Annotated in this window: 10 protein-coding genes and 1 tRNA gene; 4 read left to right on the top strand and 7 right to left on the bottom strand. The window is 36.9% G+C overall.

The window, feature by feature from the left end; genetic code table 11:
- Positions 1 to 224: 224 nt before the first annotated feature.
- From HBN50_RS14270 to HBN50_RS14250, 5 genes are all read right to left on the bottom strand, one after another.
- Positions 225 to 1,280 (bottom strand): M48 family metallopeptidase, encoded by a 1,056-nt coding sequence (locus HBN50_RS14270; protein WP_273871110.1) that lies wholly within the window; start codon positions 1,278 to 1,280, stop codon positions 225 to 227.
- Entirely contained in the window at positions 1,270 to 2,523 is a 1,254-nt protein-coding gene (locus tag HBN50_RS14265; RefSeq protein WP_273871108.1) for a TerB family tellurite resistance protein, read from the bottom strand. Before HBN50_RS14265 ends, HBN50_RS14270 begins: the two co-directional genes overlap by 11 nt.
- Positions 2,524 to 2,528: 5 nt before the next feature.
- Complete coding sequence (locus tag HBN50_RS14260) at positions 2,529 to 4,028, bottom strand: Hsp70 family protein (RefSeq protein ID WP_273871107.1); 1,500 nt, start codon at positions 4,026 to 4,028, stop codon at positions 2,529 to 2,531.
- Between the two features lie 129 nt (positions 4,029 to 4,157).
- The gene (locus HBN50_RS14255; RefSeq protein ID WP_273871105.1) at positions 4,158 to 4,709 is read right to left on the bottom strand and encodes a hypothetical protein; all 552 of its coding nucleotides are present in this window, start codon (positions 4,707 to 4,709) and stop codon (positions 4,158 to 4,160) included.
- Between the two features lie 505 nt (positions 4,710 to 5,214).
- Positions 5,215 to 5,290 (bottom strand) — tRNA-His (locus tag HBN50_RS14250).
- 177 nt (positions 5,291 to 5,467) lie between these two features.
- Here HBN50_RS14250 and HBN50_RS14245 point away from each other — a divergent pair.
- Positions 5,468 to 6,082: a hypothetical protein gene (locus tag HBN50_RS14245; RefSeq protein ID WP_273871103.1), complete on the top strand. Its 615-nt coding sequence runs from the start codon at positions 5,468 to 5,470 to the stop codon at positions 6,080 to 6,082.
- Positions 6,083 to 6,129: 47 nt separating this feature from the next.
- Positions 6,130 to 6,864, top strand: a complete 735-nt coding sequence (locus HBN50_RS14240; protein ID WP_273871102.1) for an HAD-IIB family hydrolase — start codon at positions 6,130 to 6,132, stop codon at positions 6,862 to 6,864.
- A gap of 1 nt (position 6,865) precedes the next feature.
- Here the strand turns inward: HBN50_RS14240 and HBN50_RS14235 are convergent, their stop codons facing one another.
- Both HBN50_RS14235 and HBN50_RS14230 read right to left on the bottom strand, forming a co-directional pair.
- Entirely contained in the window at positions 6,866 to 7,939 is a 1,074-nt protein-coding gene (locus tag HBN50_RS14235) for a pseudouridine synthase (protein ID WP_273871101.1), read from the bottom strand.
- 9 nt (positions 7,940 to 7,948) lie between these two features.
- On the bottom strand, positions 7,949 to 10,141 hold the full coding sequence (locus HBN50_RS14230) for a hypothetical protein (RefSeq protein WP_273871100.1): 2,193 nt from the start codon (positions 10,139 to 10,141) through the stop codon (positions 7,949 to 7,951).
- Positions 10,142 to 10,233: 92 nt separating this feature from the next.
- On the opposite strand from HBN50_RS14230, the gene HBN50_RS14225 reads away from it, so the two are divergent.
- Positions 10,234 to 11,469: a hypothetical protein gene (locus HBN50_RS14225; protein ID WP_273871099.1), complete on the top strand. Its 1,236-nt coding sequence runs from the start codon at positions 10,234 to 10,236 to the stop codon at positions 11,467 to 11,469.
- Positions 11,462 to 12,340: a hypothetical protein gene (locus HBN50_RS14220; RefSeq protein ID WP_273871097.1), complete on the top strand. Its 879-nt coding sequence runs from the start codon at positions 11,462 to 11,464 to the stop codon at positions 12,338 to 12,340. The genes HBN50_RS14225 and HBN50_RS14220 overlap by 8 nt, the downstream gene beginning before the upstream one ends.
- Positions 12,341 to 12,345: the final 5 nt, after the last annotated feature.

Here is a 12,345-nt window from a genome sequence, read left to right as displayed (position 1 = left end):
GGAAAAATTATTGAAAATGAGAATGTTCAAGTTAATTTATTAGAGGCTTGTTTTGTTATTCTTCCACTGTCTACCGAGTACTTCCCACAAATAGAGTTTTACTCACTAGAGACTGGTATTAGTGAAGGTTGGATTAAGACAAGTATTCTCAGGTAGTAGAAAGAAGTTCCAGAATTGTTTAGTCACAGAATCTAAATAGCTCTCAAAAAGAGATGAGAAAATGTTTATTTAAGGGCTTTATATATTTTTTCTAAGAATTCTTTTTTAACTTCATTTGGGTTAATAGCATAACTTTGAAGTAATATAGTTTCTATCGATTCTGAGTTCTTTTGAATCTCATTTTTAATTTCATCTGGTGAGAAATTTGATAGTAAAGATTTAAGCTTGTTCATTCTTTCTGTACTTAAAACTTTCTCAACTGTTTTTTGGGATTCTTTTGTGAATTTGCCGAGATTGAAGATATATTCAGCAATAGTCCAGAAATGGAGATCATTTTTAACATTTTGCTTTTCTAGTTCTTCTACTATTCTAATTTCTTTATCAAAATCATTCATAACTTTTGAATCGACGCTTTTCACATCAAATCTTCTGTGGTCCTCTGGATAATTCAAAAAAAAGTCACTTGCTGAAAACCAGATTAATGCTCTAGATCTAAGAACCATAGACGGGTGAGTAGATTGATTATTTTTTATATTTGCTACTTCTAGAAACTTTTTCATTTGTGAAATAAATTCACTAACGTTGAAGGTTAAATGTCTTTCGTCTAGACCAGACGTTGTCTTGAGGAGTGCTCTAAAGGCGACGTCGAGAGATCCAGCACATAAAAGTCCAACACGATCCGCAGATATTTCTTGAGATTGTGATTGCCAATATTGCTCTGGTTCAAAAACACCAGAGTGACCAAGAAGAAAATGTCCAATCTCATGGCCAATGACAAACTTCAATTCTTCGATAGATAATAAATTTACTATTCCTGATGTGAGCCGCAATATACATTCGTTCTCGCTTCCTAGAAAACATTCTGCTTGGATTTCAGGGGAAGAATAAACAAAAGTTTTGACTGATTCTTGAGGGATTTTTAAAAGTGTTTTGATATCTGAGATACATTTCCCAAGGTAAAGAGTAGAGACTTCAGTAATTTCCATACCTGTTTTATAGAGAACATTTTTAATGTTATCGAAGTCCCTAAGTGAATAATTCTTCATTGAGTTGGATTGAGCATCTTTACAGAATCTAAGGGCATTCGCTAAATTTCTAGCTTCTGTAAGTCTATGCGGCACGGTTATTTCTTGCCTCTGCTATTAGATCTAGCATTTTTTGTGCGTTCTCTCTTTCTTCACCTTCTGGTAGAGTGTTTAAACGACTATTCCACTTTTGAAACTCTCTTCTTAGATGGCTATTAATCTCATCTGGAGTCATGCTTTCATTTATCCCAAGGAGTTCTTCAACTGATGCACCACCAATAGCATTTGAGTCAAGGCCAACAAGTCTCTTATCTTTAATCTTTTCAATCTCTTTAAAGTCTAGTTTAAGAGTTTCTGAAATTTTTCTAATCATTGAGGCTTCTTCAGTTTCTATCTTTTTGTCTGCAGCAACGACATCATAACAAAGTTCTACTGCCTCATATTTATAACTATCATTATCAATCTCATTCAAGGTCGCACAAATATCAGATACAGAGAGTTGACCATTTTGATGTTGAGAGTATGCTTCTTTAAATGTTTGATTAAATAAAGCCTTCATATCTTCAAATTGGAAATCAGAGTAGAAACAAAGAGTTTGATACATCCATTTCTTAATTGATAGTCCTTCTTCTTCGTTAAATTCATTGTCAGATAGAGCAGCGAAAACTCCTAGTTTAATTATCGAGCAATGAGCTTTGATACGATTTTCTTGCTCTTCTCTATAGCCAGCATAGATCATATTGTGCTGAAACTCTTGTCCCTGAATCCAAAGAAGTCCTTTTTGATCGTTTCCATGATACCCAAGGCGGATAGTGGGAGGGTTTTCTAAGTCGACAAGTCTAAGAAATACAGATAACTTTCTATTTCCTTTATATGCAGTTTCTAAAAACTCTGGAAGAAATCCTCCGACTTTAGTCCAGCTAGGGAAGCCAAATTCAGGTTTCATTTGACCCATAGGAACTACAGCTTGAAAAGCCGCTGTATCAGGTTCTCTATAATCTTCAAGTACTGATAATACAGGAAGAGACTCCTCCTCAGTGGTATCTAGAACAGATATTACCAAAGCCGCATTCTTTGGTGAGGTTATGGGAAATCGACCTTTTACTTCAATAGATTTCACCTTTAAGTTATTTTTCTCACCATTCTCAAAAGGTTGGTCGACTAGTCTCATCTGGAAATCTTCCATTCCAAAAAATGAAGCATTTAAATTATCTTTAAAATTTCCCTTTCCTGTTACTGTCCTGCCTGCAGCACTAACTCCGCTTACTATAAATCTCCACGCAAGTTGAATTAGGAACCAGGCTATAATAACACCTATCCATGCTAGTATTTTTTCCATTAATATTACTCCACCAAGAATTTATCTATTTTGTTATCATCGAAGTTCTCTGTTGAGACCATCGTGAGATCTACTGACGTTTTTTTTCCAGTAGCTACATCGACAAAAGAACATTGCATAATTTGATTTTCATCATAAGAAAATGTTACATCAATCTTTTGTCCTTCTGGTCTATTTGGAGGTAGCTCTAGGTTTCCTTCCCAGATGATCTTTACAAACTTTGGATCTGTCTCAATAGTAGAAGATTCTGTAACCTTACAGTTAACACCTGTTTGTCCTTCATGTGTTGTGTAGAAAGATTGTGTAACTGAACATGGAATTTTATGTCCTTTAGGTATCAGTGTGGTATTTTTCAGAACAATATCATCTCTCGCAGCATCTCTCGTGAGGGTAATAGTTCCGAAGCACTTATTAGTTGTTTCACTAATTTTAATTTTTTCAACACTTTCTTTTTGCCCAGGCGATAGTTTAGTTCTATCCGCTCTGTAAGTAGCATATATGGCTGCCCCTAGGGCTACAACTTCATCAACGTTTGCTGTAGATGTTGGTTCTTTGCCAAATACTTTTGTAACTACTTCCTTAATTGCAGGGACCCTTGTTGATCCTCCTGCAAGAAAGATTCCTTTTAATTGTGATGTTTGGATCTTGGCTTCATCTAGGGCAGACTCACACAAAAGTTCTATTTGTGCTAAAAGGGACTTTATTTTTTCTTGGAAATCATTTCTACTTACTTCAACACTAATTCCGTTGATTTTTTGCTTAGTTGTTTCCTTTATTGTTAAGTGCTTTTTAGCTTTTTCTGCTTGCACTAATGATATTTCTTTTGGATCGAGATCATTTCCTGATATTGCCTTATACTTTTCACAAAGAAGATCAATAACTGCTTTGTCAAAGTCATCTCCGCCTAGTCTAGAAACTCCGTCTGAAGATAAAACTTCAACATTTTTCCCATGAGCTTGGATTATTGATACATCAAAAGTTCCACCACCAAGATCAAAGACGGCATATATTCCATCAAGGTCCTCTCCTGTTTTATATGCGTAATAAAGTGCAGCAGCTGTTGGCTCGTTAATAATATTCTTAATTTTTAAGCCAGCCTTTTTAGCAGCAAGCATTGTTGCTTCACGAGCTTCATGTGCAAAGTTTGCAGGTATTGTTACGACAGCTTCCTCAATTTCACCAATTTGCGATTCAACTTCTTTCACAATTTTTTTCAAAACAAATGAACTAAGCTCAGTAGGTGTAAATTCTTTACCAGAAAGGTTAATGGTTTTGTTTGTGGTCCCCATTATTCTTTTAAATCGTGAAGCTCCTTTCTCTGGAGAGCTTTCCCAAGTATCTAAGGCATGTGCTCCAACTTCAATTGTGTCACCATCAACTACCACGCAAGAAGGGATAATATTATTACCTTCGCTATCTCTTACAATTACAGGTCGTCCTTCTACATCTACAGTTGCCGCAGCAGAAAACGTAGTTCCTAAATCAATTCCAATAAATTTTGCCATAAAATTCCAGCCATAATGGTTGTAACCATTCAAAATATTATAATTATTATGATTCAAATTCTAATCGGAATAAAAAGGTCTTTTATTTAGCGATTTCTTGCTCTATTTTATAAGTTAATGAAAGTACGATTAGTCTTGCTTCTCAATTAATTTTTCAATAGAGCGTGATGCGGGGTTATCTAGGGCCTTAAGGTTCATAGTATAGAATCTAATTGTGGTACTTATGTTCTTATGTCTTGCTAGTTGTTGAGGATTTCCTGGTTCTATTCTCTCTATTTTAATCCCAAGTCTCATCCACCAAACAGAAAGTTTTGTAAGATTATAAAACGAAGCTCCACTAGCAAATGGAACACCATTATCAGTTCTAATTGCATCAGGTAAACCAAACTCTTCAAATGCTCTTGTAAACGTTTCAAAGGCAAAGACTTCATTTGTTCCTTGGGATTTATATCGTTTTCTACCTTTACGATGTTTAACAAGTCCATTTCTATCTAGTACTGCATGGATAGTACTTGTTGCTGGAACTTTTACATCTGGGAACTTCTTTATTATTTTTTCTCTTATTTTGGGAGCACTCCAGTTTGGGTACTCTCTTTTTAAGCTTAAAATTAAAGCTTCAACCTCAATGGGAAGAGAATTAGCATAACGGTGAGGTGTTCTCTTTTGCTCAACTTGGGCCATTTCTCCAAGCTTCTTGTAACGGTTCTAGATCTTGTATCCTGTTGGCCGTGTTATCCCGAACTTACGACACAAAGGTGCCATTTTTTCGCCTTCAAGCAATCTAGCAACAAACTGTAATTTTTGATCCATAACTCTACACTCCATCCATGGCATAGTTACAACCTCCTGTTATAAGAAGATTATAACCGACCATTTCATTTAAAAGTGTAAACTATGTCTCCGGAATGGACCTATTCTGCGGCTCCCTTCGTGGTCGCCTCCGAAGTTGTTCAGCGTCAAATGCCTTCCTGGCGGTTGGTGTATTTCATGGAATTAGTTTTTGAATTTGGTTGGTCGGTTCGAGAAGTATTCTGCGGCTCCCTTCGTGGTCGCCTTCGAAGTTGTTCAGCGTCAAATGCCTTCCTGGCATTTGCCGCTTCCAAAAAAAAAGCAGAGTGGGTTAAACTCTGCTTTTAATATGATTTTCCCCGAAGGGATTGTCATCGAAGTGAATGTCTGAAAAGAATGGGGTGGCTGAAGGGGCTCGAACCCTCGACCAATAGAATCACAATCTACTGCGCTACCAACTGCGCCACAGCCACCACAATTCAATTCGTAAAGACTTTATAAAGCTTTCCAGAACACTAGTCAATATGGGATTTAAAAATTGTGTAAATATGGGTCAAAAGCGGTGGATTTTTTTGACGTTTGGCGCGTCAAAGGGCTAGAATATTAGGGAATATGGAGAAAATCTCTTCAATCCCAAGGAAGGTGGAATTATGAAGACAACAAAAGTTATTTCTATTGTGGCCGCTATGGCAGCCAGTGCTAGTTCTCTAGCTGTTGGGATGGGTTATTCAACATTCCCACTAATGTCTAATACGAAAATGCTATCGACTGAAGCGACAGGGATCACTTCTTCTGGTGGTGGTGTAGGAGCACAGGTTCGTTACACTTATAAAATGAATCAAATGCTTACTTTTGACGGAGGTCTTGCCCTTAATGGTGGTGAGAGAGACGGGTCAATTTTTGCATCAGCTGACTACGAAATTTTTCCTGATTTTATGAATCAACCACGTGTTTCTTTGAAAGCACAATTTGAAAACTCTAAAGAATTTGAGACGAGAAAGAACTCTTTTACTTTCGCTCCTCAAGTATCTAAAGGGTTCAGTTTCTGGGGTAAAGAAGCGTATCCGTATGCTTCACTTCCGCTAGGACTGAAACTTGATACGAAAGAAAAGTCTTACGAGAGCACTCTTTCAGCTAACGTAGGGATTAATGGACATCTTCCAATTGAAGGTTACCAACACCTACTTGGAAACGCAGAAGTTCAAGTTGATCTTAAAGACTCATTCACTGCTTTTGTATTCGGTGTTTCATTTCCAATTAACTAATTCGTAAGTAGGGTCAGTTTAACTGGCCCTCTTTTTTGGACTAATCCATGATTCCTAGTATTGTATTCTCTGATTTTGATGGCACTCTTACTCATCACACTGATTTTACGAAAGACTTCTTTTCAATTCTTGAGATACTAGAAAAGAATTCCATTCCACTGGTTATTGTGACGGGAAGGTCTATTTCATGGGGACACTTTCTACTGACTCACTTCTCTAATCTCAATCATGTCATTTGTGAGGGCGGAGGAGTTATCGTTGGAAGAAAGAAAGGGAATCATCTCTACAACGACTACCTTGTAGAAGAGAAAGATCGAACAAGGCTTAGAACATTTTCAAAAGCACTTCTTAAAAAGTTTCATGGACTTGAGCTTACAATTGATTCAATTGGAAGGCGTACTGATAGGGCCATTGAACTTGATGATTTAACTGAAGATCTTGAGCGCATGAAAGAGATCAAAGCGTTCATGGAAAAAGAGAAGATCAATTACTCTCAATCCAATGTTCATTTGAATTTTTGGTGTGGAGAAGTTTCAAAGTATAAAGCTGTTGTTGAGTTTATGAAGAGAAATTATTCCAGTATTTCTCTCGATCAAACAGTTTTCTTTGGAGACTCTCTTAATGATGAATCGATGTTTAAAAATCTTTCCAACACAGTTGGTGTTTCCAATATTAAATCCGTTCTTAAAAAACTAGAGTATGAACCATCTGAAATTTTAGTTGGTGAAGAAAATGAAGGTCCAAAGGGAGTTTATAACTACCTTAAGTCCTCATTGAAATAATTTACTGATTAAGATATTCATCAATACCATCTGAGAGCTTTTCTTCTAGTTCTGATATTGGCATTTCTATATTTTGTTCAAGCCATGCTTTTAAATCTAGTGGGATATGAGATTTGAAAATTCTTTCTTCACCTTTATAAGGAATCTTTATGGCCATGGCATGTAGAGCATGACGAGTAATCTGCATGAGATCGTGATCTTCAGTGCTCGCTATTTGATCCTTGAAACGTTGAAACATTTTAAATCCACCGAGATACATTTTATCCCCCAAAAGTGGAAGACCTTGAACCATGGCATGTACACGAATTTGATGCTGGCGACCTGTTTGTGGGAAGGCCAGTCCAATAACGTACTTTCCTTCTTGATGAATGATGTGAAAGAGTGTTCTAGCGTGCTTCCCATCACTTGAATCTTCAGGATAGTGATTGATGAGAACTCTTTTAAGTCCTGTCTTAGTTGCAGAACCAAGTCTTTCATTGGATTCAAATTTAATTTCACCGTTATACTCTTCATTGGCAATTGCGATGAAGAAGTAACACTTTCTTACGCGATCATAGAGAAAGTGATCCGTCATAATTGTGGAGATTTTTGGATTTCTACCCATGACGAGGATTCCCGATGTTTCACGATCGAGTCTATGCACAGAGTGAACAGTCTTTTGATAGCGTCCTTCCATGACAACAGTTGCACAATTAAATAAGTGGCGACCTGTTGGGTGAGTGGACATGTAGGCTGGTTTTGAGATAACTGCGAGATCATCATCTTCAAAAACAATTTCAGGATCTTTGTCGAGCTCTAGTTTTTCTCCATTCCAGTACTCGTCTTCAACGCCTTCATCACGCATGGTGATTTGAATATGCTCTCTATGGTGCACGAGAGTTGAAGGGCGATTGTTTCCCGGGCGTCCTAGAATTTGGATGCTCTTGTCTTTGATACGCTTTTTAATTTGCTGTCTCGACCAACTAGGAAGGAAGGTTTGCATGAATTGGTCGAGGCGCATGAAATGTTGCTCTTCCTCGACCGAATAAATTGCGTAATATAAATCTGTTCCGAAGTGTTTTTTTACAATGCCCATTTATTTGTACTAATAACGTTCTTTTATTATGAACTTTATTAGCTGAAGTGCACCGTTTTGTGAATAACCATATTTCGTTGTGAGGTTTTCTAACACTGTAAGGATCTGTTTTCTGCTATCTTCTGTAAGAAGAGTCTGCTTTTTCTCTTCTTTACCACTCATTTCCGCCTCATAGAAAACAAGATTTTTCGAGATCTCGACAATGGCCTTCTTTTGTTCGTTGCGAAAGCTCTCTTGTAGGCGATCGACAACTTCAGGGAAGATTTCTTTGTAAATAATCTTTGTTCCTGGATTGTCGAGATAAAATGCACCAAGTTTAGAGATGAGGTGAGAACGGAACTTCATCGCATCTTCTTTGAGATTGATATTTGATTCGAATTCCTTGATGAAATATTCATCACACTCTTCATACTTGCCAGTGATTGAGTTTTTAATTTTTTCACCTTTAATCATGGCATTGATATTTTCAATATAGCGTCTTAAATAATCTTCATAAGAGCGATCATCAATGAGGCCTAAACTAGAACGTAACTCTCTATCGAAGAGATCGAGCATTTCGTCTTTAATTAGATCAATGAACTTCGCTGGGTTGTGAAAATCTCCATGAGGAGTCATATTGAGAAAGTCGTAGTCGTTCTTCTTTTGAATAACTCTTTCTAGATATTTGAAAACTTCTACGAAAGTAACAGTGTCATTTAGGCTAGATAAGCGATAGATGATGTTTTTGATATCGCGTGGAGAAATACCAAATTTACCTTCGTATAGATTTTCAAATTCAAATTCATTTTTAAGTTCATCACTTCCATGCTTTAGGATCTGCTTGCTTTCAATATCAAAGCGATCAGGGAGTTCTCCTCCACTAAGAATGTGACATTTTTCTAGTGGATTTAAGCTTGTGACAATATCTGTTAACTTTTTATCTTTGTAGTGTTTTCCCATCGGAGAGCGAAGTCTCGTCATGACGGCAAACATACACAGTGCTTTTAGAGAGTAAGGTTCAAAATTAGTTCGCTCCTTTAAGCGAGAAACCTGTTCTTCGTATATTTTTTCCTCTTCTTTGTAATCGAGTAGGTATGGGACACGAATAAAGTTAAAGCGACCTTTGAAAGAGTTAAAGTCTGGGTGTTGCTTAAAGGCCTGAAGGTGAATTTCATTGGATGTTCCGACAAAGAAAATATCAAGCTCTGTTAGGATTCCCATGAGATTAACGTTCTTCGTTTCCATTGTTTGAAGAAGATATTTGAAAGTATCCAGAGGTCGCTTTAGAAGATCTGAGTATTCTAGGATTCCTCTATTCGCAGAAACCGCTTCTCCTTGCATTGAAAAGAGGTTTAGGGACTGAAGGCTTGGCGGTAATGTTGCCAGACGCTTGTCCATAGTGATTTGCTGCATTCTCGCATCAACGTGCATTTGCGGTTCAATTGTCACTGCACCATTTGAATAGCGCTTTGAGATGATGAATCTTTCAACGCGAATATGCTTTAGAACTTCACTGTGCTTTCCTTTGTAATTAAGAAGAAGAGCATCGTAGATCATCCTATTTCTTTTAGAGAGGTCACCTTGGTAGAGGTACGTACTCTTAACCATATTGTGGTATTCAGGATCATGTCTAAGATTTTCATCGATAAGATTTTGTCTGTGATGTTTTGGAATAAGAAGAAGTGGGTGATCTTTAAGCTCTGAGTTTAAGATCGCACTAATATCTTTATCTTCTAGGTAAGCGAAGGTCTTCAGCTCTCTTGAATGTTGAACATTTGTTAAACCGAGGTTTCCTTTAACGTAAGTATCAATAGGAAAGACCCAACTAAATGTATAGAGTGCCCCAGCATTTTGCTTAGAATACTCTTCAGCACCTTTCATAAGCTTCTTCACAATACTACTTTTTGAAGAACCGTTAGGGCCTACAAGAAGAATGAATTTGTTGTTGAATCCGCTTTCTTTGAAGTTGTGGAGATTATCAATAATGCTTTGTTGTGTTTTTAATTGACCATAGACAGGAGGAGCATCGGGAGAGTCAATTTGAAAGAGTTTATAGTGGCCTCGATCATCTTTTCCAAAGTAGTCCAACATATCAATGAGATATTGATGAGTCGTTCTGGATTCACGCTGTGGGGCCTTCTCATATTCATCCATATAGTCAAAGAAGGAGAGTGTTTGTCCACGTGCTGTGTTTTCATTCTCTGCTCTTTCAATCCAATCCATGAATTGTTCTCCTGATTCTTATTTGTTGGCCTTACAAAGTGTAGGCATCCTCTATATAATTCTACAACGTAACGTGATTGAATGGAATGATAGTGAAATTATTTAAGCGCCCTGTGCTCCTTATTGTTATACTTTTAGTGATTACTGTATCAGTAAACTTGGTTACTATGCTTATTCAGGGTCAAAGTGACTCTGAGAGGGAACAATTATGGCAAGCTGAAGCATCACGATCGTTCCTAGAGTTTGCACGAAAATCACAACTTATCTGGCTTTCAGGCCAAAGTTCAAATGCTAAAGTTAAAGATGAGCTTATCTGTCCAGTATTTGAGAAAATCAAGGATGTCGATGACTCATTTTATCAATGCAACCCGGACTATTTTTCTTGTTATTTGAACTCTAAAAAAGAGTTTGTAGAGAATGGGGCAAAGATTAGCTTTAAAAGTGAAGAAGGTGTTCGCTATCTCTATTCTAATGATCCTTTAAACAGCACAAGTCGTTTAGAGTTTCTTTTTCTTTTTAACTTAGAAAAAGAGAATAAAACAATCACAAGACCTCTATATTTTGAAAAATCGTGTCACGAAGTTTTTCTTCCGCAAAGAATTTATGGATATGGAAATCCAAAAGAACAAAAGATTTGGGATTGGGATAATTTTAATCAGAAAATTTTTATCGATAAATTTCAAGTCACAAATTATGAAGTGAACAAGTGGATAGAGACATCGGCCCTTGCTAAAAAATTAAAAGTCAAAAAAAATGATGGTAATCCTGCCGCTTCAGCACTTTACTTAACAAAATCTGAAATGGATGCCTATTGTATGGAGCAAGGAAAGCAAGTTCTGTCTGCAAAGGTTTATGATGCAGCGGTATTTCATCCTGGCGATTATGAAAATAAAAGACCAACCATTTTGAATAGAAGTCGCTTCCCATGGACGCGAAGTAATTTGAAAAGTTTTGTCTTTAAGGCCTGGGCCAATAAGAAAAAAGATTTCACAAAAGATGAGTGCTCAAAACTCTATGCTAAAGACTGCAAGAGTGTGACTTCCTATATTCATCACTCGACACTATCGAATTCTTGGAGTGGAATCTATCAAGTTATGGGTGGCCCTTTTGAGTACTTAGAAAATAAAATCGACCCAAAGAAAAATATTAGACTTTCAAGCATTCATTTTCCTCTTTCATCTCGAGTACATCAAATTGGAATTAGAGGTTATTGGTCTGGTGCCAGTCATAATATACAAGAGTTTGATTTTGGAAAATATGAAAAAGATTTTGAAAATAAAGAACGAGTTGGAGTTGCTTTTCGCTGTATGAGGATGATTAATGAATAGAATATTCACATTCTTTTTAATTTTGTTTCTCGCACTTTCTTGTCAAAAAAAAGAAACCGTTTCTTTTGATTTAGCTTCATTTAATTCTCTTCATCTTAGTGAAACTCTTCGTTTTCAAGATATGAGAAAGATAAATAAAGAGGCTTATGTACATCCAAAAAATGCTTGGCTGACTATTTTTAGAACTGAAATTGGAAATAAACGATTTTGTCTCAATTATAAAACTCCCTATGAGAAGAAGGGAGTGCTCGAATTGAGGCAAAGTGATGGAGCCTGTGATCATTATAAGGGAGAGCTCGTCTCTCGATTAGAGCAGATTAATCAACTCATTGTGTATTTTAAAACTGAAGAGCAAAGAGTTCATGGAATAGGGATTATTCCGCCTTTTGAACTCGTTCTAAGCTTCTATGAAAACGATAAGCAAAGGTTGATAAAAATCCCAATGATGCAGATTGAAGATAAGAGAGTTCTCTCTCGTTATTCATTAGGACTAAAAGAGAAGCGAATAAGGGGGCTCTCTTTTAGAAAGAATACAAGAAGTGAAATCTTTAAAATGTCAGGGCCCTACAGTGAAAAGAAGGCCGTCATATGTCATAAAGTGAATAAAAAGTGCCAAGATGAAACGCCTAATGAGTGTAGTAAATGCCCTTATGGCTCTTACGAGGTCGTTGACTTTAATTGTAAGCAAGGTGGCTCGAAATACTGTGCTCCAAGCTTTTGTGGAACTCGCGGAGAGCCCGCTTGTGCTAGAGGATTTGAATTTACTGGAACAAAGAGAAAAGATCTCTGCTTCAGTGGTAGTCCGGCGGGATATTGCCAACCTGGACTAAAAACTTATTGCGATGAAAACAAGATTCTCGTTTGTCTTTAATTTTA

Source organism: Halobacteriovorax sp. GB3 (genome assembly GCF_028649655.1).
Taxonomy (GTDB): Bacteria; Bdellovibrionota; Bacteriovoracia; order Bacteriovoracales; family Bacteriovoracaceae; genus BSW11-IV.
This window is presented reverse-complemented; position numbering and strand designations above follow the sequence as displayed.